The 25,304-nt window shown below is 55.0% G+C and carries 23 protein-coding genes; 20 read left to right on the top strand and 3 right to left on the bottom strand.

What is annotated here, in order from left to right:
* Window positions 1-6: 6 nt before the first annotated feature.
* A complete protein-coding gene (gene larB / locus LHF31_RS11725) occupies window positions 7-771 on the bottom strand; it encodes a nickel pincer cofactor biosynthesis protein LarB (RefSeq protein ID WP_303774250.1) in 765 nt (254 codons plus the stop codon).
* Between the two features lie 147 nt (window positions 772-918).
* On the opposite strand from larB, the gene LHF31_RS11720 reads away from it, so the two are divergent.
* The gene (locus tag LHF31_RS11720) at window positions 919-2,139 is read left to right on the top strand and encodes a radical SAM protein (RefSeq protein ID WP_298008587.1); all 1,221 of its coding nucleotides are present in this window, start codon (window positions 919-921) and stop codon (window positions 2,137-2,139) included.
* Between the two features lie 9 nt (window positions 2,140-2,148).
* Here LHF31_RS11720 and LHF31_RS11715 read toward each other — a convergent pair whose 3' ends face one another.
* Window positions 2,149-2,574 (bottom strand): EamA family transporter, encoded by a 426-nt coding sequence (locus LHF31_RS11715; RefSeq protein ID WP_298008589.1) that lies wholly within the window; start codon window positions 2,572-2,574, stop codon window positions 2,149-2,151.
* A 6-nt stretch (window positions 2,575-2,580) separates the two neighbouring features.
* On the bottom strand, window positions 2,581-3,981 hold the full coding sequence (locus tag LHF31_RS11710; protein WP_298008591.1) for an aminotransferase class V-fold PLP-dependent enzyme: 1,401 nt from the start codon (window positions 3,979-3,981) through the stop codon (window positions 2,581-2,583).
* 161 nt (window positions 3,982-4,142) lie between these two features.
* Between LHF31_RS11710 and mraZ the strand changes: the two genes are divergently transcribed.
* The 19 genes from mraZ to LHF31_RS11615 all read left to right on the top strand — a co-directional run bounded on the left by mraZ (window position 4,143) and on the right by LHF31_RS11615 (window position 25,257).
* Window positions 4,143-4,580 carry a division/cell wall cluster transcriptional repressor MraZ gene (mraZ, locus tag LHF31_RS11705; protein ID WP_298008593.1) on the top strand — a complete coding sequence of 146 codons (438 nt, stop codon included), beginning with the start codon at window positions 4,143-4,145 and terminating at the stop codon, window positions 4,578-4,580.
* A 16-nt stretch (window positions 4,581-4,596) separates the two neighbouring features.
* Entirely contained in the window at window positions 4,597-5,535 is a 939-nt protein-coding gene (rsmH, locus tag LHF31_RS11700; protein ID WP_298008595.1) for a 16S rRNA (cytosine(1402)-N(4))-methyltransferase RsmH, read from the top strand.
* A 54-nt stretch (window positions 5,536-5,589) separates the two neighbouring features.
* Window positions 5,590-6,066, top strand: coding sequence for a hypothetical protein (locus LHF31_RS11695; protein ID WP_303774249.1), 477 nt, complete (start codon window positions 5,590-5,592; stop codon window positions 6,064-6,066).
* Window positions 6,063-7,868: a penicillin-binding protein 2 gene (locus tag LHF31_RS11690; protein ID WP_298008600.1), complete on the top strand. Its 1,806-nt coding sequence runs from the start codon at window positions 6,063-6,065 to the stop codon at window positions 7,866-7,868. Before LHF31_RS11695 ends, LHF31_RS11690 begins: the two co-directional genes overlap by 4 nt.
* Window positions 7,869-7,885: 17 nt before the next feature.
* Window positions 7,886-9,313, top strand: a complete 1,428-nt coding sequence (gene murF / locus LHF31_RS11685) for a UDP-N-acetylmuramoyl-tripeptide--D-alanyl-D-alanine ligase (RefSeq protein ID WP_303774248.1) — start codon at window positions 7,886-7,888, stop codon at window positions 9,311-9,313.
* Window positions 9,310-10,305, top strand: a complete 996-nt coding sequence (mraY, locus tag LHF31_RS11680) for a phospho-N-acetylmuramoyl-pentapeptide-transferase (RefSeq protein ID WP_303774247.1) — start codon at window positions 9,310-9,312, stop codon at window positions 10,303-10,305. Before murF ends, mraY begins: the two co-directional genes overlap by 4 nt.
* A gap of 6 nt (window positions 10,306-10,311) precedes the next feature.
* Window positions 10,312-11,694, top strand: coding sequence for a UDP-N-acetylmuramoyl-L-alanine--D-glutamate ligase (murD, locus tag LHF31_RS11675; RefSeq protein WP_298004924.1), 1,383 nt, complete (start codon window positions 10,312-10,314; stop codon window positions 11,692-11,694).
* Window positions 11,695-11,714: 20 nt separating this feature from the next.
* Complete coding sequence (locus LHF31_RS11670; protein WP_303774246.1) at window positions 11,715-12,920, top strand: FtsW/RodA/SpoVE family cell cycle protein; 1,206 nt, start codon at window positions 11,715-11,717, stop codon at window positions 12,918-12,920.
* A complete protein-coding gene (locus LHF31_RS11665; protein ID WP_298004919.1) occupies window positions 12,880-13,953 on the top strand; it encodes a UDP-N-acetylglucosamine--N-acetylmuramyl-(pentapeptide) pyrophosphoryl-undecaprenol N-acetylglucosamine transferase in 1,074 nt (357 codons plus the stop codon). The genes LHF31_RS11670 and LHF31_RS11665 overlap by 41 nt, the downstream gene beginning before the upstream one ends.
* Window positions 13,941-14,477 carry a CvpA family protein gene (locus LHF31_RS11660; RefSeq protein WP_303774245.1) on the top strand — a complete coding sequence of 179 codons (537 nt, stop codon included), beginning with the start codon at window positions 13,941-13,943 and terminating at the stop codon, window positions 14,475-14,477. Before LHF31_RS11665 ends, LHF31_RS11660 begins: the two co-directional genes overlap by 13 nt.
* 12 nt (window positions 14,478-14,489) lie before the next feature.
* On the top strand, window positions 14,490-15,875 hold the full coding sequence (gene murC, locus LHF31_RS11655; protein WP_298006309.1) for a UDP-N-acetylmuramate--L-alanine ligase: 1,386 nt from the start codon (window positions 14,490-14,492) through the stop codon (window positions 15,873-15,875).
* Window positions 15,872-16,072: a hypothetical protein gene (locus LHF31_RS11650; protein WP_298006307.1), complete on the top strand. Its 201-nt coding sequence runs from the start codon at window positions 15,872-15,874 to the stop codon at window positions 16,070-16,072. The genes murC and LHF31_RS11650 overlap by 4 nt, the downstream gene beginning before the upstream one ends.
* Window positions 16,073-16,077: 5 nt before the next feature.
* Window positions 16,078-17,007 carry a UDP-N-acetylmuramate dehydrogenase gene (gene murB, locus LHF31_RS11645; RefSeq protein ID WP_298006304.1) on the top strand — a complete coding sequence of 310 codons (930 nt, stop codon included), beginning with the start codon at window positions 16,078-16,080 and terminating at the stop codon, window positions 17,005-17,007.
* Between the two features lie 21 nt (window positions 17,008-17,028).
* Complete coding sequence (locus tag LHF31_RS11640) at window positions 17,029-18,138, top strand: D-alanine--D-alanine ligase family protein (protein ID WP_298006301.1); 1,110 nt, start codon at window positions 17,029-17,031, stop codon at window positions 18,136-18,138.
* Window positions 18,135-19,175: a cell division protein FtsQ/DivIB gene (locus tag LHF31_RS11635; protein WP_298006298.1), complete on the top strand. Its 1,041-nt coding sequence runs from the start codon at window positions 18,135-18,137 to the stop codon at window positions 19,173-19,175. The genes LHF31_RS11640 and LHF31_RS11635 overlap by 4 nt, the downstream gene beginning before the upstream one ends.
* Window position 19,176: 1 nt before the next feature.
* Complete coding sequence (ftsA, locus tag LHF31_RS11630) at window positions 19,177-20,415, top strand: cell division protein FtsA (protein ID WP_298006295.1); 1,239 nt, start codon at window positions 19,177-19,179, stop codon at window positions 20,413-20,415.
* Window positions 20,416-20,481: 66 nt separating this feature from the next.
* Complete coding sequence (gene ftsZ, locus LHF31_RS11625) at window positions 20,482-21,645, top strand: cell division protein FtsZ (protein ID WP_298006291.1); 1,164 nt, start codon at window positions 20,482-20,484, stop codon at window positions 21,643-21,645.
* Between the two features lie 551 nt (window positions 21,646-22,196).
* Entirely contained in the window at window positions 22,197-22,670 is a 474-nt protein-coding gene (gene nrdR, locus LHF31_RS11620; RefSeq protein WP_298006288.1) for a transcriptional regulator NrdR, read from the top strand.
* Complete coding sequence (locus tag LHF31_RS11615; RefSeq protein ID WP_303774244.1) at window positions 22,654-25,257, top strand: adenosylcobalamin-dependent ribonucleoside-diphosphate reductase; 2,604 nt, start codon at window positions 22,654-22,656, stop codon at window positions 25,255-25,257. The genes nrdR and LHF31_RS11615 overlap by 17 nt, the downstream gene beginning before the upstream one ends.
* Window positions 25,258-25,304: the final 47 nt, after the last annotated feature.

Genomic DNA, 25,304 nt, shown 5'->3' with positions numbered 1-25,304 from the left:
AAGCCCTTATTCAGCGGGTTCGCTCAGACGATTGATCAGCCCTGCCAGATACCCCGCCCCAAAACCGTTATCAATGTTCACCACCGCCACACCGGTTGCACAGGAATTCAGCATGGTCAACAGCGCCGAAAGTCCCTGGAAATTAGCCCCATAGCCCACGCTGGTTGGCACAGCAATGACCGGCGCGGAAACCAGCCCGCCAACGACACTGGCAAGCGCCCCTTCCATTCCCGCCACCACCACAATCACCCGCGCCTGCTGAAGCACTTCCAGATGCCCAAGTAAACGGTGCAATCCTGCCACGCCGACATCATACAGGCGCACCACCTGATGATCCATCAGTTCAGCCGTCATGGCGGCTTCTTCAGCAACCGGGATATCCGCAGTACCGCCGGTTGCCACCACAATCCCCGGGCGCTTGGGTGTATCTTTTGAACGGTTGAGAATCAGCAATCGCGGGACAGGGTGGTATTCCAGTTCAGGAAGTTGCTCTCGAACCGTGTCTGCCATTTCGGGGGTAACCCGGGTAACCAGAACACGATCGTTGCGCTCGGAAAGGCGGCGTACAATCTGAACTACCTGTTGGGGGGTTTTTCCCTGCCCGAAAACCACTTCGGGGAACCCACATCGAATGGAACGGTGTTGGTCAAGATGTGCAAAACCACCCACCGCTTCAAATGGCAACAGCCGTAAACGCTGCACCGCCTGGTTTACATCCACTTCGCCGCGCTGAACGGCTTGCAGTAACTCTCTTAATAATTCTTCTTGCATGGGAAATTCACCTCTATTCTTTGAAAAAAATTATACCAGAGGTGATAACGTTCCCATCTTCCCGCCCGGAATCAGGCCGTTATACAACCATTCCCGCTTCCCTCAAGTCACCATATAATCAACCCATTCACAAATGGAGAACGTATCATGGTTATTCTCACCCGCTGGCGCGGACAATCGCTAACCCTTTCCACCAAACCCAACTGCCTTACTCTGAGCCTGCAATCAGGGAAAGAAACACGGGTTTTTTCATTCGATGGCGAAGGGCGTTTCTGGACCGGGATGGTTCAGAACATCTCTTACCGCCGGGGGCTGGATGGAAAAATCGTGGCAAAATGGCAGGAAGAAGGAAGCACTCAGAGGGGACGGCGATGGCTTTCCAAGGAGGAAAGCGCTCGTTTACAGGAAAGCGCACGTCAGGTATGTGAAGATTTGTTGAACGACATCCAAGACGGACGGCTCACCCTGAATCCCGCTCTCGATGAACGCGGATGGGCATTCCTGAGACGCGCTGTTGAATTTACCCCCCAACGATACCGTCAGGATGTCGTCCGATATCATGCCGTATACCGTCCTGTTGGCATTCTGCCCCCCGATCAGTACATGGCAGTTGTCCTGCAAGCCGCAGAAGGGTGCTCGTTCAACACCTGCACCTTTTGCAATTTCTACCGCGACCGTCCTTTCCGCATTAAAAAACCCGATGAGTTTCGGGAACACATGAAAGCCGTGCGGGAGTTTTTAGGAGAGGGGCTGAGCCTGCGCCGTACCATTTTCCTGGGCGATGCCAATGCACTGGTCATCCCCATGCCCAGGCTGGTCGAACTGATGGAAGCCGTACATGAGCAGTTTGACGTGGAACATCTGGGGGGAATCTACGCCTTTCTGGACGGCTTCAGCGCAGAGAAGAAAACCCCTGAAGACTATGCCCGTTTGCGGGAACTGGGACTACGGCGGGTGTATATTGGCATGGAAAGCGGAAACGACGCCTTACTGCGTTTCCTCAAAAAACCCGGCACGGCTGGAGACGTGGTGCAAGCCGTGCAAGCCATCAAACGAGGCGGGGTTGCTGTGGGCATTATCCTGCTGCTCGGCGCAGGCGGGCATCAATTTGCTCAACAACATGTCACCGACAGCATCCGCACCCTCCAGGCAATGCCACTGGACGCCGATGACCTGATTTACTTCTCCGAACTGGTAGAAGGAGAGGGGATGGAATATACCCGGGACGCTTTCCAGGCACATCTTCATCCCCTCACCCCCGAAGAGCGCATTGCACAGGGAGAAGCCATCGAGCAAGCCCTGTCATTCAGCGAAGATACCGGCACTCCGCACATCAGCCGATATGACATTCGGGAATTTGTGTACTGATAACATGGTTCATCCAATAGTCAAGAGAATGATTCCGCCAATCGTGAGCGCCATCCCGATGACCGTTTTCAGAGTGAGCGTTTCCCCAGAAAAAAGGATACCCATCAGTGCGCCAAAAAGCGGCGAGGTGAAAGCGATGGGCATCACCCGCGTCAGGGGAGCGCCTTTCAGCGCAGTGTAGAAGCACAACATCCCTGCCGCACCAGCCACTACGCCCCCGCCGATAACCATATACAGTAAAGCCTTTGTCCCTGCCTGAGGGATCATCTTCCACTGCGGAAAACTTGCCACGCCCAGCAACACCAGCGCTACCGCCGTCCGGATAGTAATGCCCAAAGTGGGGGGAAGATTACCCAAATGTAATCCTTTCTTTTCAAAATATCCGCCCACTCCCCAGAAGATTGCGGTGAGAAGTGCAAACAGTTCCGGCTTCATGTTCCCTTATCCCTCAAAGGTAAAGTAATCTTCAAAACGCACCGACCAGCCCTCCGGTTGATATTCTCCCGTGGCAACATCCTGATAATACACCCCTTCATAATCCCCGCGGCGGATTGCCGTAAGCGCCTCGATAAAAGCATCAATCTCTTCTGTTATGTTGTAAAGTCCAAAGGATGCGCGAATCATACCGGGCATCTCACGGCGGTCTCCTTTCAAGATGCGTTTGCGCACCCGGGCGGCATCGGTTGGGGAAACTTCCAGCAGATGAAGCAAATACGGGTGCGCGCAAAAGCAACCGCTCCGCACGCCAATCCCAAACTCATAACCCAACACCGCCGCCGCCAGAAAATGAGGCACGCCTTCCAGTTGAAGGGGGATCACCCCTAAACGCTGGGAAGCCCGTTGCGGATCATGGTCGCCAAACAGGCGCATCCAGGGAATGGCGTTCAATTTTTCCAATGCGTATGCGGTCAATTCGGCTTCGTGACGGGCAACCTCGTCCATGCCTACCCGCATTAACTGATCCATTGCCGCCGCCAGCGCCACCGCCCCGATGGTATTGGGACTTCCCGCCTCATCCCGCTCAGGTGCACCGGTCCATTCCACTTCATCTTCGGTGACGAATTCCACCTGCCCTCCGCCGCGATGATCGGGTTCGCCTGTGGAAAAGGTATCCCTGCGCCCAACAAGCGCACCCGTGCCAAAGGGTGCATACATTTTGTGCGCCGAAAGCACCACGTAATCCAGATGCGCCGGATCATCCAGTGGGAGCATGTTGATTGCCCGGTGCGGAGCCAGTTGCGCAGCATCTACCATGATCTGCGCCCCCGCCCGATGAGCCTTTTCGGCTAACCGGTGAATGGGATTGAGGTATCCAGTCACATTGCTGGCGCCGCTGATCGCCACCAGTGCCACCCGGGAACCATACTGTTCAAGCAAGGCATCAAAATGCGCCTCATTCAAACGTCCATCTGGGAGCAAACCCACCCGTAAAACTTTTGCCACCCCCCGCCAGGGCAAATCGTTGGAATGGTGCTCCATCAAACTGACGATCACGGTATCGCGTTCAGGAGAAAAGGGAAAGCGTTTTGCCAGCCGATTGATCATTTCGGTAGTGTTCTTCCCAAAGATGCAGACATGTTCATCCTCGCTGGCACCCAGAAAGGTTAAGACCTTCCGGCGAGCGCTTTCATAGGCATGTGTGGATAACTGGCTCTTGAAACCTGTTCCGCGATGCACACTGCTGTAGTAAGGGAGAAATCGCTGGATTGCTTCTTCAACGGCTTTCAACGGGGGCGTTGAAGCAGCATTGTCCAGATTGATGTACACGCACTGTTTGCCGTTGAGCAACGGCACGGGCACATCCAGGCCGGAGAAGAGAGAGCGATAGTTTTGGAGGGTCATGGTGGAATCCTTTCCTTGCAAATTGGTTAAAAAGTGGTTTTCCTACTTGCATTTGTGGATAATTTTGGATATACTGTGGATACGAGTGGAAAAAAGTGGTTAAAGTTGGGGACTGACGCCGGGTTTTCCGGCGTTTGGCATATATAACAGGATTAGAACATATGTTCCTTGGGCGATTTGAGCACAACATTGACGACAAGAGCCGTGTGATCATCCCGGCGAAATACCGGGAATTGATCAAAAGCGGCGCGTACATCACCCAGGGGTTCGATCGCAATCTGATGGTGCTCACGACCGAGGTCTTTGAACGAGTAGTGGCATACCTGAATGAACTGGGGATGACCAATCCGGATGCACGCACGCTAAAACGCCTCATCTTTTCCTCAGCCTCTCCTGTGGTTTTCGATAAACTGGGGCGTTTCCTCATTCCCGCCTATTTGCGGGAATTTGCCCGGATTGAAAATCAAGTCGTCGTGGTAGGGGTGGGAGATTACTTTGAAATCTGGGCACAAGAAGAATGGCGCAAACAAGAATCCTCACTTCAAAATGCGGAAGTTAACGAACACCGCTTCGCTGCGTTTGAAATTCACACGCGATGAGCGATGAGGCAAGTTCATGAGTCTCTCTTCCTTTCCTCATCGTCCTGTACTTTACCAAGAAATTATACTCGCATTACGTCCACACAGCCCCGGCAGGTATGTGGATGCGACGGTTGGCGCGGGGGGTCACGCCGCTGGCATTCTGGAAACTTCCAGCCCTCAAGGTGAACTTTTAGGTCTGGATCCGGATCCCCAGGCGCTGGCACTGGCAAGCCAGCGCCTCTCTATTTATGGAGAGCGGGCACATCTGGTGCAAGCCTCTTATGTGACCCTGAAGGAACAACTGGCAGTTCTGGGATGGGAACAGGTGGATGGGATTGTGTTTGACCTGGGAGTCTCGTCTATGCAACTGGACACACCCGAAAGGGGGTTTTCCTTCAGCGCTGAAGGCAGACTGGACATGCGTTTCGATCCCCGCCAGGAGACCACCGCTGAGGATCTGGTCAACCTGTTGCCCGAGGAAGACCTGGCGCGCATTCTGTGGGAGTACGGTGAAGAGCGCTATGCCCGCAAAATTGCTCGCGCCATTGTGCAATCCCGCCCGCTCCACACCACCCGCGAACTGGCAGAAGTTGTCATCCGGGTCGTGGGGGGAAAACGGGAGCGCATTCACCCGGCAACGCGTACCTTTCAGGCATTACGCATTGCCGTGAACCACGAACTGGAAGCCATAGAAATCGCGCTCCCGCAAGCCGTGGAATGCCTGAAGGCAGGTGGAAGACTGGCGGTGATTTCCTTCCACTCACTGGAAGATCGCCTGGTCAAACACTTCTTCCGGCGCGAAAGCCGGGACTGCCTGTGTCCACCCGAACAACCGGTGTGCACCTGTGGACACAAAGCCACTTTGCGAGAGGTAACCCGTCACCCCATTGAAGCCAGTGACGAGGAAATTCGGGAAAATCCCCGTGCGCGCAGTGCCCGGTTGCGCGTGGCGGAGAAAATGGCTCTGGCATGAGTATTGCAAGGAATGCCGATGAAACGGGAAAGGGAATCGGGAGGAAAACTGGGAATGGTGCAGAAAACGCTGCAACAGGCATATCAGCAAGCCCCATGGCGTAAAGCCACACGAAAAGGAATGCTGTTCCTTATTCTGGCGTTACTTTTCGGGCTGGTGATATGGATTTCGTTGACCATTTCTGTGGAATCGGCAGAAGCGGCTATTCAGATCAACCGGCTGGAAAATGAGAAAGAAATCCTGCAATACAGAATTGCCACGTTGAACACCGAAATCGCCGCAGGATCATCCGTCCAGGTGATGGAAGAACGGGCAAAGAAACTGGGGTTTCGTCCTGCTACCCGGGATGAGATTGTTTATATGACCGTCCCTGCCTACCCCGGCAGACAAACGACTCTGGCAGTTCCGCCGCCGCCTTCCTCTCAGGAAGAACCAATTCTCATCAAAACCAGTTACCAGCAATCCCTCTCCGATCTTCTTTTCCAGGGGCTTTCTCAAATTGAGAAAATTCCGAGAGGTGCGGTGCCATGAACTCAGAACACTCTTTTATCCGCTACCAGATCACCGGAGCCTTACTGACCGCAGTGGGCTTGTTTGCTTTTATCTGGATGATTCGTATTCTTTCAAACCCCCAGGCGCCTGAACTTCTGCAACAGGGGGAGAATTATAGAATCTACGAACAAACCATTTATCCGGTTAGAGGGAACATCTACGACCGCTGGGGGAACTTGCTGGCAGGCAACCTGGAAACCTATGAAGTTGGTGCAGATTTGCGCTACGTCGAAGACCCGGAAACCATTGCTACGGTTCTTTCTACCCATCTGGGTCTCAAATATGGGGATATCCTCGAAACCCTGAAAGCGTATTCAACCAATATAGACGAGGAAACTCCCCGCTACGTTCGCCTGGCTAACTTTGTCCCGGCAGAACAAATTGCCTTACTGGAAAAAGAACAAGAACGGCTTGAAGAAGAAAGCAAGAAGCGGCGGTTACGCAAAGGGGAAATTGCTCCCACCCTCAGTGGCTTACAGTGGAGTCGAACAATGGCGCGGTATTACCCCGAAGGCTCCCTCGCCAGCAATGTTCTCGGATTCTATGCTTACATGCAGGAAGAAGACGCCAGAGGGTACTACGGACTGGAAGAGAAATACAACGACCTCCTGACCGGGACACCTATGAAGGTGCGCTGGTCTCTTGATCCATCTCTGGTTCCCGAAGTTCCCAACCTGCCCCCCGGCGCCAGCCTGATTACCACCATTGACCGCAACATCCAGAAAATGGTTGAGGAAAAACTGGATGACGCTGTCAAGAACACTGGTTCTCTTTCGGGCACCGTCATCATCATGGATCCCGAAAGCGGCGAAATTCTGGCAATGGCGGTAAGTCCACGCTTCAACCCGAATGAGTACTGGAACATTCAGAATGTTTTCGGGGAGAAAATGAACGTCAACCGCGCCATAGATACTGTTTATGAACCCGGTTCGACGTTCAAGCCCATTACTATGGCATCTGCAATCGATGCGGGGGTAGTTGAGCCTTCAACCCCCTTCCTTGATACCGGCGTTTATTACATCAAAGGACATGCCATTCGAAACTGGGACCGGGGCGCATGGGGACCGCAAGATATGACCGGTTGTCTGCGCTACTCCCTGAACGTGTGCATGGCGTGGATTGCCGATCAGATGGGCACCACCCGCTTTTATGAGTACGTCAACCGGTTTGGCTTTGGACATCTGACGGGCATTGATCTGGCTGGCGAAGTCACCCAGCCCTACTTCACACCCGGCGATACCTATTGGAGCGATATCAATCTGGGCACCAATTCCTTTGGACAGGCTATTGCCGTCACTCCCCTGCAAATGATCACGGCATTGAATGCGCTGGCAAACCATGGCAAAATAGTTGCCCCGCATGTCGTCAAAGCCATCATTCAAAACAATGAAAAATACGAAGTCAGCACACAGGTCATCAGCCGCCCGATCAAAGCCGAAACCGCTGACACCGTCTCCCAAATGCTGGCAGAGTCGGTAGAAAGCGAGAGTTATAAAAATGCTCAGGTACCCGGGTACCGCATTGCAGGAAAGACCGGCACCGCCGAAGTGTACGACCCGATTCACGGCGGGTACAAAGATGGCGTAACCAACGCCTCGTTTGTCGGCTGGGGACCGGTGGATGATCCGCGATTTATTGTATATGTCTGGCTGGAGGAACCGCGTTCTTCTCCATGGGGGTCCATGGTTGCCGCGCCGCTTTTCCGGGATATTGTCCAGGGTTTAGTGGTGCTGATGGACCTTCCCCCGGATGAAGTCCGCTGGCAGATTGCCAATCACTAGAGAGGAGAAGGAAAGAAGTGTTGACGCTGACGGATATTCTGGAAGCTCTGACCGGCAAACGCGTGGAACTGCCCCTCGCTATCAGCGAGGCGGCGATTGATTCCCGTCAGGTCATCCCGGGATCTCTGTTTGTGGCTCTTCCCGGGGAACGCACCGACGGACATCAGTTTGTGGGAGCGGCTTTCCAGAACGGTGCCCTTCTGGCGCTGGTGGAAAAAGACCTTCCTCAGGACTTCCCCATCCTGGACCTCAGAGCGGTTTCTACAGACACTCCCCTTTCCTTTCCCCCTTCCTGGACACCGGGGAACCCTCTCTGCCTGCGGGTGAACAACACGCTCCAGGCGCTCCAGCAAATCGCCCGACACTGGCGTAGAAAACTGAATCTCCGGGTCACAGGGATTACCGGAAGTGTGGGAAAATCCACAACCAAGGAAATGATTGCTGAGGTGCTCTCTCAACGCTACCGGACGCTGAAAAGCCCGGGCAACCTGAATAACGAAATCGGGCTCCCCCTGACCATTCTGCGTCTGGGGAAAGGGCACGAATGCGCTGTGCTGGAAATGGGCTTTTACGTCCCGGGGGAAATTGCCCTGTTGTGTGACATTGCCCTACCGCAAGTTGGCGTGATCACCAACATTGGCACCGTCCACGCCGAACGGGCAGGCTCGCAGGAAGCCATTGCCCGGGGAAAATCGGAACTGGTACAGTCCCTGCCTGCCGATGGATATGCCATCCTGAATCACGATGATCCCTGGGTGCGCTGGATGGCAGACAAAACCCAGGCGAACATTCTCTATTACGGATTAACCCCTGAGGCGCATCTCTGGGCTGACGAGATCGAAACTATGGGGCTGGAAGGCATCCGGTTTCGCCTGCATTACCGACGGGAGTCCTTCTCGGTGCGTGTACCGCTCATCGGGCATCATTCTGTACAAACCGCCCTGCGCGCCACCGCCGTGGGCATTGTGGAAGGACTGACCTGGGGCGAAATCATCCATGGGTTACAGCGCTCTCCAACTCAGTTGCGTCTGGTTGCTGTACGCTCTTCCAGCGGCGCTTTGATTCTCGACGACACATACAATGCCTCGCCCGAATCCACGCTGGCATCTCTGCAAATCCTGCACGAAATGAAAGGAAGACGCATTGCTGTTCTCGGGGACATGCTCGAGTTAGGACCGTATGAGCAAAGCGGTCATGAAAAAGTAGGTGTGCGCGCCGCTGAAGTCGCCGATGTGTTGGTGGCTGTGGGGGAATTGAGTAAAATCATTGCGCGAGCCGCCCGGGAAGCCGGGATGAAACCGGAAAAGATTTTCTGGGTCCCCGACACTTCTCAGGCAATTGAAGTGCTCAAACCCCTGCTCAAGGAAGGAGACATCGTCTTGATCAAAGGTTCGCACGGTTTACGCATGGATCGCATCGTCAACGCTCTGGAGGTGATTGGATGAGCGATTCAACCCTGGCGATTGCGCTCTCCATGCTCTTCTCATTCATGCTCACCGTCATCTGGGGAAGCCCTCTCCTGCGCATCCTCCACCACTTCCGCATTGGGAAAATCATTCGGGTAGAAGGACCTGCGCATCACATGACTAAAATGGGCACTCCCACCATGGGCGGTGTGCTCTTCATCCTGCCAGTGGTGCTGCTCACCGTGCTGTTGAACGCTGCATCCCTGCTGGGTTTGAATGTGCTGGGGCGCTCTGTGCTCCTGCCGGTGCTTGTCTTGCTCTCTTACGGTTTACTTGGCGCAGTAGACGACTGGGAAGGCATTCGCGGTCCCCGTCGTGGGTTAGGAATGCGGGCGCGCACCAAATTCCTGATTCAGGTGGTGCTGGCTTTCATCGTTGCCTTCGCTTTGAAATACATCCTGGAAGTTCCGGAACTGTACTGGCCTCCGATTGATGAACCCATTTCTCTGGGATGGCTGTACATCCCGATTGCGATGTTTATCATCGTCGGCACATCCAACGCCGTCAACTTTACCGATGGGCTGGATGGACTTGCCGGTCTGATCTCTGCCACTGCCTTTGCCGCTTATGGCGCCATTGCCCTCTTTCAGGGTCAGGTATTTCTGGCGCGCTTCTGCTTCACGGTAGTTGGAGCGCTCTTTGGTTTTCTCTGGTTCAACGTGCACCCGGCGCAGTTGATTATGGGAGATACCGGTTCACTTCCTTTAGGCGCTGTCCTGGCAGTGGTTGCCCTGATGACCGGGCAATGGCTGTTGCTCCCTCTCATCGCCATCATCCCCGTCAGCGAAGCCGTCAGCGTCATCATCCAGACCACATATTTCAAGATGACCAAAGGAAAGCGCTTTTTCAAAATGGCGCCCATCCATCACCATTTTGAACTGCTGGGGTGGAGCGAAACACAGGTGGTACAGCGTTTCTGGTTGGTCAACCTGTTGTTCGCCTTGCTGGGAATTGCGTTTGCACTGGTATAGAAAACAATGATGAGGAACTGGAAAGATACCCGCGTACTCATTCTGGGTGCCGCCCGACAGGGGCAGGCTCTGGCACGTTTCCTCTGCCAGAAAGGGGCACAGGTGACCCTGAATGACCAGAATCCTGCTGAGAAACTGATTTCAGCACAGGAAGCGCTGGCCGGTTATCCCATCCACTGGGTCACAGGCGGACATCCTGTTGAACTGCTGGAGAACCACGATCTTCTCTGTCTCTCCGGCGGTGTGCCCGAAACATTGCCCATTGTCCAGGAAGCCCTGCGTAGAGGGATGCTCATTACCAATGACTCGCAGATTTTCATGGAAAATGTGCCCTGTAAAGTCATCGGCATTACCGGCTCAGCAGGGAAAACCACCACAACCACTCTGGTAGGGCGCATGGCTTCGCGTGCCGTGGTTGCACCTCAAAAAGCCTGGGTGGGCGGGAACATAGGCGTTCCCCTCATTGACCGGCTGGACGAAATTCAGCCTTCCGACATTGTGGTATTGGAACTTTCCAGTTTCCAACTGCAATGGATGACACGCTCTCCGCAGGTGGCAGCGGTGCTGAATATCACCCCCAATCATCTGGATCGGCACGGCACGATGGAAGCCTACACTGCCGCCAAAGCACGCATCCTCGAGTTCCAGAGCGCCGCTGATATCGCCGTCCTGGGACGTGAAGACCCCGGTGCCTGGGGATTGCGCAATAAAGTCCGCGGTGAGTTGCTATCCTTCGGACTGGCACATCCCGCCGAGGGAAAAGGCACATTTTACGATAACGGCTGGCTGTGGTATCAGGGCGAAATGGTCGAAGAAGCCCTTTTCGAGCGGGGCAAAATTGCCCTGCGCGGAACACATAATCTGCTCAATGTTCTGGCGGCGTGCGCCATCGGCATTGCGGCAGGATTTCCTCCAGAAGCCTTACTGGATGGCGTACAGGGCTTTGGCGGCGTTCCTCACCGCCTCGAACTGGTTCGGGAATGGCACGGCGTGCGCTGGTACAACGACTCTATCGCTACCGCGCCTGAACGCACCATTGCCGCCATCCGCTCGTTTGATGAGCCACTGGTGCTCATGCTGGGCGGACGCGATAAGAAATTACCCTGGGATTCGCTGGCTGCCCTCATCCACGAACGGGTGGATCACGTGGTGGTGTTTGGAGAAGCCGCCGAGAAAATTGCCCATGCGATTGGGAATGTGCAGCCCGGCAGAAGACCTTACACTCTGAAGATTTGCCGGAATGTACAGGAAGCCGTTCAGGCAGCCGCGTCCGTTGCCGAAGAGGGAGACGTGGTGCTGTTTTCTCCCGGCGGCACCAGTTATGATGAATTTCGAGACTTTGAAGAAAGGGGCGAGCGGTTTCGCAAATGGGTACAGGAACTTTCGTAAATCAATCCCTGCAACGCTCGATGTCCAGACGATTTCGCAGTGTTCGAACCGGCATTGACTTCGTCCTGGTCGGTGTAGTCATTACACTGGTTCTGTTCGGTTTGCTCATGGTGTATTCCGCAGGACCTCTGTTTGCGGCATTGTTGAAACAGAATGCGGATTATTTCCTGATTCGCCAATCCATGTGGGCAGTGCTGGGATTCCTGGGTGCAGGGGTCTTGATGTTTGTAGATTACCACTTCTATAAGCGCTTCACCCTGCTGATCATGGGCGGTACCGTTGCCCTGTTGCTGGCGGTCATCGTCATCGGAGATATTACCTTTGGCGCCACTCGCTCGCTCAATGAAGGCTCAATCCGTCCCTCAGAGGTCGCCAAACTGGCAACCATTCTGTATGTAGCCGTCTGGCTGAACGCCAAGAAAGAGGTGCTTAACGATATCACCTTTGGGTTGCTCCCTCTGATTTTCATCCTTGGGATTGTAGGCGCGCTGATCATGCTCCAGCCAGACTTTTCAGCGGCGTTTACCATCATTATTCTGGGCGCCGTCCTGTTCTTCCTGGCAGGAGGAGAATGGCGGCAAATTGCTCTGGTGGTGGTGATCACTTTGATTTTGGGGTGGGTGATTATCAACCTTTACCCCACCGGTAAAGATCGCGTCATGGGCTTCTGGAGCGGTCTACAGGAACCTGTCAAAGCGGATTATCAGGTGCGCCGTTCACTGGAAGCCATTATCCGCGGTGGGGTCTTTGGGGTAGGCATTGGAAACTCCGTCACCAAATTGACCGGCTTGCCCGTTGCTCACAACGACTCCATTTTTGCCGTGATTGCTGAGGAAACCGGTCTGGTAGGAGCCTTCCTGCTGATTACTGCATACCTGGTGCTTCTCTGGCGTGGATTGACCATCGCCAGACATGCCCCGGATGAACTGGGACGTCTGATTGCCGGAGGCATCACCATCTGGATTGTGCTGGAAGCCATGCTGAACATTGGTGTGTCGGTGAACCTGCTTCCTCAGGCGGGCAATGCCTTACCGTTTATCAGTTACGGAGGTTCCAGTCTGGTTTCCACGCTGGCAGGTGTGGGAATCTTGCTGAACATTGGTCGACTGGGAAATCAACAAAAACAAAAGGGAGAACAAAACTTTGGTGCGGTTGTTAATCTGCGCTGGAGGGACGGGCGGCGGCGTGTATCCCGCCCTGTCCATCCTGCAAGCCCTGAAGAATGAAGCCAACCCGGTCCTGTGGGTCGGAGGGGAAGGCGGAATGGAGGCAGACCTGGTGAAAAAAGCCGGACTGCCTTATACCGCTATTCCCGCCGCGGGTGTGCACGGGGTGGGGTTGCGCGCGTTGCCGGGAAATCTGCTTCGGCTGGCGCGCGGGGTACTGGCTTCACGCCGCATCCTTAAGGAATTTCAGCCCGAAGTTCTGTTGTTCACCGGCGGGTATCTGGCAGTGCCCATGGCACTGGCAGGGCGGCATATTCCCAGCCTGCTGTATGTCCCTGACATCGAACCCGGACTGGCTTTGAAAACCCTCTCCCGCTTTGCATCCACCATCGCGCTGACGGCAGAGCCTTCACGAACCTTCTTCCAACACAGCAAAGCCCGCATTGAGGTGACAGGGTATCCGGTTCGCGGAGATCTCCAGGAATGGACCCGGGAGCGCGGTGCAGAACTGCTGGGGTTAGATGTCAATCAGCCCATCCTGCTGGTGACCGGTGGGAGCAAAGGCGCCCGATCCATCAATCGCGCCATCCTGAAAGGGCTGCCCGATCTGCTTGAGAAAACGCAAATCTGCCACCTGACCGGGACACTGGACTGGGAGGAAGTACGCACGGCTCGAGAAAGGCTTTCTGCAGATCAACAGGCACGCTACGCCGCCCTTCCTTACCTGCACGAGATGGGCGCTGCCCTGGCATGTGCCGATCTGGTTATCTCCCGCGCCGGGGCTTCCATTCTGGGGGAGTATCCCCTGTTTGGATTGCCCGCAATTCTGGTGCCGTATCCCTATGCTTGGCGGTATCAAAAGGTGAACGCCATGTATCTGGTCGAACAGGGCGCGGCAGTGATGATTGAGAATGAGCGCCTTGCGGATCAACTGGTGCCTACCATCCTTGCGCTGATGGAATCTCCGGAACGACGGGAAACCATGCGCAAAGCCATGCGAGCACTCCACCACCCTGACGCCGCTCAACGAATTGCGGAACTGGTGCGGGCACTGGCGCAAACCAAGCACGGAGGCAATTCATGGTCAGTTTGAATGCCCTCTTCTGGCTTTTTGTGATTCTGTTTGCCATCATCGGCGCCATGCGCGGATGGGCAAAAGAATTACTGGTCACTTTCAGCGCCATTCTGGCATTCTTTATCGTCACCGTGCTGGAAACTTATGTGCCCTTTGTCAAAGACACGCTCAAGAATAATCCCGATACCCTGTTCTGGCTGAGAATTACTGTACTGACTCTTGCCGTGTTCTTTGGATACCAGTCACCCAATATTCAAAAGTTTGCCGCCGGGGGACGCTTTGCCCGTGAAAAACTGCAGGATTACCTGCTGGGTTTCCTTTTAGGGGCAATCAATGCCTACCTGTTTGTAGGAACCATCTGGTGGTACCTGCATCAGGCAAATTACCCAGGGGAGTTTATTGTTCCCCCCGATCCCAATACCCCGCTGGGATTAGCGGCGCTGGACTTGCTGGAACAAATGCCGCCCGTCTGGCTGAAACCACCCGGACTGTTCTTTGCAGTAGCGCTGGCATTTGCCTTTGTCTTGATTGTGTTCTTGTAAAGGATGAGGTTGATGGAGCGTATTCATCTCATTGGCATCGGAGGAAGCGGATTATCTGCCATTGCCCGTCTGCTGGCGGAACAGGGCGTATCGGTCAGCGGTTCTGACCGTGCTGAGTCTCCCTTTACCAGCGAGTTGCGGGCAATGGGCATTCCCGTGTTCATCGGGCATGCCGCTGAGAACATCTCCGGCGCCACCCTGGTGGTGCGCTCTTCCGCCATTCCAGAAGACAATCCGGAAGTGATGGCGGCAAAACAGGCAGGCATTCCCGTTCTCAAACGGGCAGAATTTCTGGAAAAGTGGCTGAAACCGTATCAGGTGATTGCAGTGGCTGGTACCCACGGAAAAACCACAACCACCGCAATGATCGCCTGGATGCTTTCCAGCCTGGCGCAGAACCCCTCTTACATCATTGGCGGGGTTGCACGGGATTTACATGCCAATGCCCATGCCGGGAAAGGCTCACTGTTCGTCATCGAAGCCGATGAGTACGACCGCATGTTCCTCGGGTTGCACCCCCACATCGCGGTGATCACGTACCTTGAACACGACCACCCGGATTGCTTCCCAACCATGGCAGAGTACACCAGGGCTTTTCAGGACTTCATCCAGCAGATTCAACCCGACGGGGCGCTTCTGCTGAACGGCGACCATCCCCTCACCCGGGAACTGGGACGCTCCGCGCCGAAGGGTGTCCGAGTCCTGACCTATGGAGAGGGAGAAGAAAACACTTACTTTCTGAAGCACCCAACGGTCAATTCGCGGGGCGGCTTCAGCGCTGACATCTGGAAGCAAATGCCCGACGGAGAAAACCGCCGCATGCTTCATCTGGACCTTCAGGTGCCGGGAAAACACAACCTGCTGAACGCTCTGGCGGCGCTTGCGGTTGCCGATCAACTGGAACTGATGCCCGGTCCTGCTGCCGAAGCCCTGCACCTGTTCCACGGAACAGGACGGCGCTTTGAGGTGCGCGGCGAAGCAAACGGGGTGGTATTGATTGACGACTATGCGCATCACCCGACTGAGATTCGCACTACCCTGGCGGCGGCGCGCGCCAGATATCCTGAGCGACGCATCTGGGCGGTGTGGCAACCCCACACCTACTCCCGCACCCAGACCCTGATGAAGGAATTTTGCCAGGCATTTGACGATGCCGATGCTGTTCTGGTACTGGAAATTTACGCCGCCAGAGAAAAGAACCCCGGTTTTTCTGCCCGCGAGGTGGTACAGCGGATGAAACACCCGGAGGCAGTGTTTCAACCCACTCTGGAGGCGGCACGGAATTACTTACTCGATCGCGTTCAACCCGGCGATGTGGTGCTGGTGCTATCCGCGGGAGATGCCGATGCACTGACTGCCGAACTGCTCGATGTTTTAAGCCAAGGGAGGAAAGGATGAATCCGAAAGACAACCTGAAACGTGTGTATGCCATGGAACTGCAATCACTGCCTGTGCAACTGGTACCGCCCGATCCCATCGGAATGGAACCGCCGCGGCGGAGCAAGAAAGCCGTTAACGAAGAGCCTCAACCCCCTGCTCCAGAGAACGACCCCAAAGTGGTCAACCGCTTGATTGACCGCATCAAGAGGATTTAACCATCATGAAACCTGTCCTGCCCATGGACCGTTTGAGAGAAGCCTTTGGTGAAGCCCTGCAGGAAAACGTCCCGCTGGCGGCGTACACCACTGCGCGCGTGGGCGGACCAGCCGATGCCTTCCTGCCAGTGCACGACCTGGAACAACTTGAACGGGCTGTGCGCATTTTGTGGGAGTTACAGGTACCCTATCTCATTCTGGGGAGCGGCTCAAACCTGCTGATCAGCGATGCAGGATACCGTGGAGTGGTGGTGTTCAACCGCGCCCGCAACATCAAAATTGACGTGCACCACACTCCCCCATCTGTATGGGCAGAATCGGGTGCAAACCTCTCACACGTGGCACGGCAAACTGCTCTGCGCGGATTGAGCGGACTGGAATGGGCTGCAACCGTACCCGGAACGGTGGGCGGGGCAGTATATGGCAACGCGGGTGCCTTCGGGGGGGATATGGCGGGAAATCTGGCGCTGGCAGAAATCTTGCACCCTGAATTGGGTAAGGTAGAATGGAGCGCCGGGCAAATGGAGTACGGGTATCGAACCAGCATCTTTAAACGCCAGAAAAGCAAGGCTGTCATCCTGGCAGCGCGGATGAACCTGACTCAAAGCACGGTAGAAGAAGTGCAGGCACGCATCGAGACATTCAGCGCCAGACGACGCGCCACCCAACCACCCGGCGCCACCATGGGGAGCATGTTCAAAAATCCCCCCGGCGATTATGCCGGACGACTGATTGAAGCGGCAGGATTGAAGGGGAAACGCATTGGCAATGCAGAAATCAGCCCCATTCACGCCAACTTCTTTGTCAACCTTGGAGGAGCATCCGCGGCAGATATTTTGCAACTGATTCAACTGGCTCAGAAAACCGTCCTGGAGCGATTTGGCGTTGCACTGGAACTGGAAATTGAGTGCATTGGCGAGTGGGAGAATTTCTAGAGAGGAGCAAAGGACTACAACATGGAGCGTAAGTTGCGCGTGGGTGTCATTTTTGGGGGCAGATCAGGAGAACATGAGGTCTCGCTGATGTCATCGCGTTCCGTCTTGAACGTGCTGAACCCCGAAAAATACGAGGTCACCCAAATCGGGATTACTTTAGAGGGTGTCTGGGTAACCGGCGAGGAGGTATGGGAAGCCCTCCACAGCGGGCAGGTGAAAAACCTGACACCAGCCGTCCTGCTCCCCTATCCCGGAGAGACCGTCCTCTATGCCCTCCGCAACGGAACGCTGGAACCAGTCACCACGCTGGATGTGATTTTCCCTGTCCTGCATGGCACCTTTGGCGAAGACGGCACCCTGCAGGGATTGCTGGAAATGGCAGATTGCGCGTACGTCGGTGCGGGAGTGCTCGGCTCGGCTGTGGGAATGGATAAAGGGCTTTTCAAAGACGTCATGCGTGCTCATGGCTTGCCGGTAACCGATTGCGTACTGGTAACCCGCAAAGACCTTGAGCAACACCTTTCAGACGTCATTGCCCGGGTGGAAGAACTGGGGAATTATCCCTTCTTCACCAAACCTGCCAATCTGGGCTCATCGGTAGGCATCACCAAGTGCCATTCGCGCTCAGAACTGTACGAAGGCTTACTGGAAGCGGCACGCTATGACCGCCGTATTCTCATCGAAAGAGGCGTGCCAGATGCCCGCGAAATCGAAGTCAGTGTCCTGGGTAATGAGGATCCCATTGCTTCCGTGCCGGGTGAGATTGTGCCCGGAGATGAGTTCTACAGTTACGAAGCCAAGTACCTGATGGAAACCTCCAAACTGCTCATCCCCGCGCCGTTAAGCGAAAGCATGACCGAGACCATTCGCCAGCTGGCAGTCCAGGCGTACCGCGCCATTGATTGCGCCGGGATGGCACGAGTAGATTTTCTGGTAAATCGAAGCACCGGAGACTGCTTCATCAACGAAATCAACACCATTCCGGGCTTCACCGCCATCAGCATGTATCCAAAACTGTGGGAAGCCAGTGGAATACCCTACGAAGCATTGATTGACCGCCTGATTGACCTGGCCCTGGAACGCAAAGCCGAGCGAGACCGCACTCAACGCCATTACCGGAGGGGAGAATGAATCAATCCAAATCGCCTAACCGCTCTCGCATTGAGGAAGTGCGTCAGCGGAGAGCCCAACGCACCGCCCAGCGCACCGAAACCGCTTCCCGCCGGGCAACCACAGCCACCCCGGCACGCCCGGTCATCATTCGGAACGCAACCTTTGGGACTCCCATCCATAGGCAGGTAGCCACCCACCGACCGCGGCGCACCTACTATGTTGCGACGGGAATGCCTGGAGTGGAAATGCGCCTGCCCTCTATTCCGGTGGTACGTCCCGGGTGGCGCACGCTTTCGGCAATGCTGGTTCTGGCAGCCCTGATTGGCATCTTCAGCCTGTGGGCATCTCCGTTCTTCCAGGTGGATACTGTCGCCTTCGAAGGCATGGAACGGTTAACGGTCGGCGACCTTGAGCCTGTGGTCAATCTGCACAACCTCGCAATTGTTGAGGTGGATGCCACTGCTGTGAAAGAAGAACTGCTGCGCTTCTTCCCTGATCTGGAAAATGTTCAGGTACAGGTTGGGCTGCCGAACACCGTCAAAGTCGTGGTGACAGAGCGCCGTCCCATCCTGGCATGGCAGAAAGAAGATCAGGTGATGTGGATTGACGCAAAGGGGTTCATCTTCCCGGCGCGGGGGAGCGTGGAGGGATTATTAACTGTGTTTTCCAATGACAAACCGCCCGTTGCAGTGCCTCCGGAAGAATCCCGCTCAAAGGAATCTGCGGAGGAAACGCCGGAAAAGGCATCTGCGGGTAATAGCAAACCTGCGCTCAAAACCACACCGGAACAAATTGATCCACAGATTCTCCAGACCATTCAGAGACTGGCAACTCTGTTGCCCGAAAACTCTGTGATTGCTTACGATGACCAGAACGGGATCGGCTGGAAAGCCCCCGATGGATTACAGGTTTACATTGGGAAAGATTTGAGCAATTTTGAACTGAAATATGCCATGGCAGAGCAAATCGCACAGCAGTTGTATGAGAAAGGGATTTACCCCGCTCTGCTAAATGTGGCTGATCCAGATGCACCTTTCTACCGCATGGAGCAATAAAATGGCGGATGAACCGATTGTGGTGGGAATTGATATTGGGACGACGAAAGTCTGTACCCTGGTTGCCCGCGTAGAGGGTGGAAACAGTTTGCGAATTCTGGGAGTTGGCATCGAACCTTCTCAGGGGATTCGCAAAGGCACCATCGTAGATCTGCAAGCCGCTTCGCAGGCAATCGCCCGGTCCATTGAGAAAGCCGAGCGCACCTCGGGCATGGAGATTACCTCTGCACTGGTAAGTCTGGCAGGATCTCATGTCTCATCTGTCAACAGCCGTGGTGTGGTCGGAATTGCCGGACGGGTGATCGATCAGGACGATGTCTTCCGGGCACTGGATGCAGCGCAGGCAGTCGCCATACCGCATAACCGTGAAATTATTCACGTCATCCAGCGCGGATTTGTGGTGGATGGGCAGGATGGTATCCGCATGCCGATCGGAATGCACGGTTACCGCCTGGAAGTGGAAGCCCACATCATCACCGCGGCGGCGTCAACCGTAGAAAACCTGCGGCAGTGTGTGCAGGCTTCGGGCGTGGAAGTGGTCCAATTCGTCTTAAACCCGCTGGCGTCGGCAGAGGTGGTGCTCTCGGATACCGAACGCCAGATGGGCGTGGTGGTCTGCGATATCGGCGGGGGAACCACCGACATGGCAATTTACATTGACGGAGATATCTGGCACACCATGGTGCTGGGGATTGGTGGCAACCATATCACCTCCGATATTGCCCACGGTCTGCGCCTGCCGCTCTCACAAGCCGAGGAGATCAAGAAACTGTACGGACATGCCGTGCAGAGTGAAATCCCTGAAAATGAGACGTTCTCAACACGCATCTTCGGGGAAGAGCGTCCGGTGGAAATCAGCCGCCGCGATCTGGCAATGATCATCGAAGCCCGCGTGGAGGAAATTTTCGATCTGATTTTGCAAGAGATCAAACGCTCCGGATACGATGGGCTTTTACCCGCCGGAGTGGTTTTGACCGGCGGAAGCAGTCTTCTGCCTGGCATTCGCACCCTGGCAAGCCAGGTGATGGGACTGCCTGTGCGGATTGCCAAACCCGAAAATCTGCTGGGGTTGACCGATCAACTCAATTCGCCCGCTTACTCAACCAGTGTAGGACTGCTCAACTGGGCAATGATGATGAGCGAAACCCCGGCGGCAACCGGGAAACGCTCCCGAAGGAAAGGAGGATCATCCGAATTTGGAGACTGGCTTAAATCCTTCCTTAAGCGTTTGTTACCGTAGCAGATTACCCCAATGGGGGATCGAGACACTTATCAAGATTCGAGTCCAATAATGAGGAGGCACACGATGGACATGAACCAACCTTTGTCTGAATCCTTTGCCCGCATCAAAGTGGTGGGCGTCGGTGGCGGTGGATGTAATGCCGTCAACCGCATGATCGAAGAAGGCTTGCAGGGTATCGAGTTTGTCGCCGTCAACACAGACGGTCAGGCACTGATGCTCTCCAAAGCCGACATCCGCATCCGCATTGGCGATAAGGTCACCCGCGGATTGGGCGCGGGCGGCAACCCGGAGATGGGACGCAAAGCCGCTGAAGAATCCGCCGAGGAACTGTATTCCGCCTTGAAAGGCGCAGATATGGTCTTTGTCACGGCGGGCATGGGCGGCGGCACCGGCACGGGTGCAGCCCCCATCATCGCGCAGATCGCCAAAGAAGTGGGAGCTCTCACCATTGGCGTCGTCACCCGCCCCTTCACTTTTGAAGGAGCCCGGCGCGCCAAATCTGCCGAGGAAGGCATTGGCAACCTGAAAGAACACGCCGACACCCTGATCGTCATCCCCAACGATCGCCTGCTCCAGATGGTGGATAAACGCGCCAGTTTGCAGGATGCCTTCCGCCTTGCTGATGACGTCCTGCGGCAGGGTATTCAGGGCATTTCCGAACTGATCACCGTACCCGGCCTGATCAACCTCGACTTTGCCGATGTGCGCGCCATCATGTCCGAAGGCGGAGCTGCATTGATGGCAGTCGGCCACGCCAGCGGAGAAGATCGCGCCCGCATCGCGGCTGAGATGGCAATCTCCAGCCAGTTGCTCGACATTACCATTGATGGCGCTCGCGGCATCCTCTTCAACGTCACCGGCGGTCCAGACCTGACGCTGTTCGAGGTCAATCAGGCGGCGGCGATCATCAAAGAAACCGCGCATCCGGATGTCAACCTCATCTTTGGTGCTGTGATTGATCCCAAGATTGGCGATGAAATCCGCATTACGGTCATCGCCACGGGTTTTGATCGCAGCGGGGTTCGCCCGGCGGCAGAACGACCGATGCGGGTGGAAAACAGCCAGGCGCCGCGTCCCCGCCCTGCCAGCACTCCGGCGCCAGCGCCATCCACATCTGAAAGACCAACCGCAACGCAAACGCCTGCATCTATGGAACATGACTTTAGCCGTGTTGTCAACACCGATGATTTTGACATCCCGGCGTTCCTGAGAAACCGCAAGCGGTAATCCTTTCCTGATCTCAGGCAAAGGATTAAGCACAGGTTGGTCTTGATCCACCACATCTTCCTCGCGAGAGTGGTCGGGAAGAATGGGCATTGTGCCGTGCCCACTTTTCCCATTTAACGGCATGCTGTTCCCAAAAATCGCAGGGGCTGTCTGCTTTAGAAAGCCAGACAGCCCCTCTTTTTTTAAGAAACAACCGCTGATCTGGATGAAAAGGTTTTCAAAGAGACAGGATTTCTTAAGGTTTTGTTAACAATGATTGTGAAGTATTTCCCATGAATTCTTTCCCCTACATCTGGATGAAAAGGGCGTTTCTGCATCCCTTTTCCATACATGTTTTTCGCCCATCTCCCGAAGGCGGCTTTGAAATCGGTATGCAGGCAGTACATTGCACAAACATTACATTTTTTCTAGGAAGTAATTTTAAGACTGGAACACTTGTACCAGAAATTCGCTCATGCTACAATCTACTTGCCCGTATATACAGGGATTTATTTTTCAAAACCACCATATATGGCGATGCGCAACTGATTCAAAGAGGGAGGCTAGCACTTATGCGATGTCCATACTGCCAGAATGAGGACACAAAGGTTTTGGACACCACTCATGATAACCGGGGAATTGTCCGACGGAGGCGGGAATGTCTGGGCTGTCATCAGCGTTTTACCACGCTGGAGAGACCCCTGCTGGCAACGCCTCTGATCATCAAAAAAGACGGCACCCGGGAAGAATTTGACCGTGAGAAACTTCTGCGCGGCATCCGCATTGCCTGCGCAAAGCGCCCTGTGCCGGCTTCGGCAATTGAGCGCCTGGTGGGGGAGATTGAGACCACCCTGCAGCGGATGGGTAAAGCCGAAGTCAATTCCCGCGTCATTGGCGATATGGTCATCGAAGGACTGCGTGGATTGGATCACATTGCCTACATTCGCTATGCCATTGTGTATCTTCAATTAGGCGATTTACATGCCATTCGGAATGAAATAGACCGTTTATTGAATGAGGAGAGTAACAATGTCAAACCCCAGTAATTCCACCCAAACCCGTTCGGGATTGTTTCCAATCCCCCCATTACCGGAAGACCTGCCAGGAATTGACCTGACGGAAAACGCCCGCCAGGTGCTGATTCGCCGTTATGTCCGCCGCAATGACGACGGCTCCCCTGCTGAAAGCGTGGATGAAATGTTCTGGCGGGTGGCTTATAACATTGCCAGAGTTGAAGTAGCCTTTGGCAACCCTGATGTCATGTCTCGCGCGCGGGAATTCTATATCCTTTTAACCTCTAAAAAATTCTTTCCCAACTCCCCAACCTTCACCGGCGCCGGCACTCCCCTGGGGCAGTTAGCCGCCTGCTTCGTCCTGCCCATTGTGGATGACATGGGACGCGATCCGATGGGGATTTTCCAAACTCTGCGGGATGCGGCGCTGATTCAGCAAACCGGCGGCGGCAATGGATTCTCGTTCTCTCGCCTGCGACCCAAAGGTACGGTGGTGAAGTCCTCCTCAGGACAGGCAACCGGCCCGGTGGGTTTCCTGCGGGTGTATGATCACGCCTTTGGTGAGATTGCACAGGGCGGCACCCGCCGCGGCGCCAACATGGGTGTTTTAAGGGTTGACCATCCAGACATTGAAGAATTCATCACCTGCAAGACGGATGAAAACGCCATCACCAACTTCAACATCTCGGTAGGGATAACCGATGCCTTCATGCGCGCAGTAAAAGAAGATGCGGAATGGGAACTGCGCTTTCCTGACGTCACCGATCCGCGCTATCGCACCTTCCGCGGCACAATAGAAGAAGCAGAAAAAGAAGGTATCCCCATTTGCACCTACCGAAAAGTGCGTGCCCGGGATCTGTTCCAGAAAATCGTCAAACAAGCCCATCACAACGGCGAGCCGGGCGTGCTCTTCCTGGATGCCGCCAATCGTTCCAATCCCGTGCCTCACCTTTATCAACTGGAAGCCACCAACCCCTGCGGAGAACAATTCCTGGGACCGTATGAAAACTGCTGTCTGGGTTCAATCAACCTGGCACAGCATCTGAGTCCCAACGGAAGCGTGGACTGGGAAGGCCTGCGCCACAGTGTGGTGCTTTCCACCATTTTCCTGGACGATGTAGTGGAAGCCAACGCTTATGTACCGGCAGTGCCGCAACTCCGTGAAGCCGCCATCCGCGCCCGCCGGATTGGGTTAGGCATCATGGGGCTTGCCGATTTAATGTACCACTGCGGCATCCGCTACGGCTCGCCGGAAGGGCAGGAATTTGCCGCCCAGGTGATGGAATTCATCCGCTACCATGCCATGCAGACCTCTATCGAACTGGCACAACAGCGCGGGGCATTCCCGGCAATCCACGGCAGTATCTACGACCCGGAAAATTTGAAATGGACGCCGCCACAGTCCATTGTGCCGTACGTCCACGATTATGGACGTCCGCCCCTCGACTGGAACGCCATCACCGAAGGCATTCGCAAGCATGGTATTCGCAACGCTGCGCAGACCACCATTGCTCCGACCGGAACCATTGCCACAGTAGCAGGATGCGAAGGCTATGGGTGCGAACCGGTATTTGCTCTGGCATACATTCGCCACGTGAACGACAACGGCAAAGACCTGCGGTTGATTTATGCCTCGCCTGCCTTCGAAAAAGCCATTGCCAAAGCGGGCATTGAAGCCGAAAAACGCCAGGAAATCCTGGAGCAAATCATGCGCGAAGGCACCTGCCAGCATATTACCGATTTGCCCGAATCCATCCGCAATGTGTTTGTCGTTTCGGCAGATATCACTGCTGAGGAGCACGTACGCATGCAGGCAGCCCTGCAAGCCTTTGTGGACAACTCCCTGAGCAAGACGATTAACTTCCCCGAAGGCGCTACCGAAGAAGATGTGGCGACGGCGTACATGCTGGCATGGGAACTGGGATGCAAAGGCATTACCGTTTACGTCACCGGCTCCCGCGAGAAAGTCGTGCTGGAAACGCTGAAGACAGCAGAAAAGAAACAGGGGACTGCTGAAAGCAAAGAAGATACAGAGAAATCCCCCGAACCTCAACCGGCAATGCTCTGGCAGGAAACGAAAAAGCCGCGCCCGCAGATTCTACCGGGATATACCCTGAACATTGACACCCCGCTGGGCAAGACGTTTGTGACCGTCAACGAAAACGGCGGCGGACAACCCTTCGAGGTCTTCCTGAACTCTGCCAAAGCCGGATCCGATACCGCTGCTGTCTCCGAAGCCATTGGCAGACTGATCAGTTACATCCTGCGTATGGCATCCCCCATTCCTCCCATTGACCGCTTGCGCGAGGTCATTCACCAGTTGAGTGGAATTGGCGGCGGACGTTCGCTGGGGTTTGGACCAAACCGGGTGCGCTCTTTGCCCGATGGTATTGCTCAGGCGCTGGAACACTATTATGAGATGTGGCAGGAACGCCATGCCTCTCCAGGCGGTCGGGAAGAGATCCCGCAAAACGGCAACGGGATGCACATGGAATCCCCGGCAAGTGCACCTCTGCCTCTGTTCAAAATCGGCGATTTATGCCCGGAGTGCGGGCAGGCAAGCGTTGTGAATGAAGAAGGATGCCGGAAGTGTTATTCCTGCGGATACAGTGAGTGCTGATTGGATGTACAATCAGGTGGAGGAAACTCCACCTGATTTTTTTAAGA

Source organism: Anaerolinea thermophila (assembly GCF_020723905.1).
Classification (GTDB): domain Bacteria; phylum Chloroflexota; class Anaerolineae; order Anaerolineales; family Anaerolineaceae; genus Anaerolinea; species Anaerolinea thermophila_A.
Note: the sequence above shows the minus strand (reverse complement) of the source record. Positions and strands in the feature narration are given on the sequence as shown.

Coding starts and splice junctions, on each gene's coding strand:
- LHF31_RS11710 (WP_298008591.1), bottom strand. CDS start 3,981: ATGACCCTCCAAAACTATCGCTCTCTCTTCTCCGGCCTGGATGTGCCC.
- rsmH (WP_298008595.1), top strand. CDS start 4,597: ATGAGTCTCTCTTCCTTTCCTCATCGTCCTGTACTTTACCAAGAAATT.
- LHF31_RS11635 (WP_298006298.1), top strand. CDS start 18,135: ATGAATCAATCCAAATCGCCTAACCGCTCTCGCATTGAGGAAGTGCGT.
- mraZ (WP_298008593.1), top strand. CDS start 4,143: ATGTTCCTTGGGCGATTTGAGCACAACATTGACGACAAGAGCCGTGTG.
- ftsZ (WP_298006291.1), top strand. CDS start 20,482: ATGGACATGAACCAACCTTTGTCTGAATCCTTTGCCCGCATCAAAGTG.
- murB (WP_298006304.1), top strand. CDS start 16,078: ATGAAACCTGTCCTGCCCATGGACCGTTTGAGAGAAGCCTTTGGTGAA.
- LHF31_RS11670 (WP_303774246.1), top strand. CDS start 11,715: ATGTCCAGACGATTTCGCAGTGTTCGAACCGGCATTGACTTCGTCCTG.
- LHF31_RS11615 (WP_303774244.1), top strand. CDS start 22,654: ATGTCAAACCCCAGTAATTCCACCCAAACCCGTTCGGGATTGTTTCCA.
- LHF31_RS11720 (WP_298008587.1), top strand. CDS start 919: ATGGTTATTCTCACCCGCTGGCGCGGACAATCGCTAACCCTTTCCACC.
- murC (WP_298006309.1), top strand. CDS start 14,490: ATGGAGCGTATTCATCTCATTGGCATCGGAGGAAGCGGATTATCTGCC.
- ftsA (WP_298006295.1), top strand. CDS start 19,177: ATGGCGGATGAACCGATTGTGGTGGGAATTGATATTGGGACGACGAAA.
- LHF31_RS11660 (WP_303774245.1), top strand. CDS start 13,941: ATGGTCAGTTTGAATGCCCTCTTCTGGCTTTTTGTGATTCTGTTTGCC.
- LHF31_RS11690 (WP_298008600.1), top strand. CDS start 6,063: ATGAACTCAGAACACTCTTTTATCCGCTACCAGATCACCGGAGCCTTA.
- LHF31_RS11650 (WP_298006307.1), top strand. CDS start 15,872: ATGAATCCGAAAGACAACCTGAAACGTGTGTATGCCATGGAACTGCAA.
- LHF31_RS11715 (WP_298008589.1), bottom strand. CDS start 2,574: ATGAAGCCGGAACTGTTTGCACTTCTCACCGCAATCTTCTGGGGAGTG.
- nrdR (WP_298006288.1), top strand. CDS start 22,197: ATGCGATGTCCATACTGCCAGAATGAGGACACAAAGGTTTTGGACACC.
- mraY (WP_303774247.1), top strand. CDS start 9,310: ATGAGCGATTCAACCCTGGCGATTGCGCTCTCCATGCTCTTCTCATTC.
- LHF31_RS11640 (WP_298006301.1), top strand. CDS start 17,029: ATGGAGCGTAAGTTGCGCGTGGGTGTCATTTTTGGGGGCAGATCAGGA.
- murD (WP_298004924.1), top strand. CDS start 10,312: ATGATGAGGAACTGGAAAGATACCCGCGTACTCATTCTGGGTGCCGCC.
- larB (WP_303774250.1), bottom strand. CDS start 771: ATGCAAGAAGAATTATTAAGAGAGTTACTGCAAGCCGTTCAGCGCGGC.
- LHF31_RS11695 (WP_303774249.1), top strand. CDS start 5,590: ATGGTGCAGAAAACGCTGCAACAGGCATATCAGCAAGCCCCATGGCGT.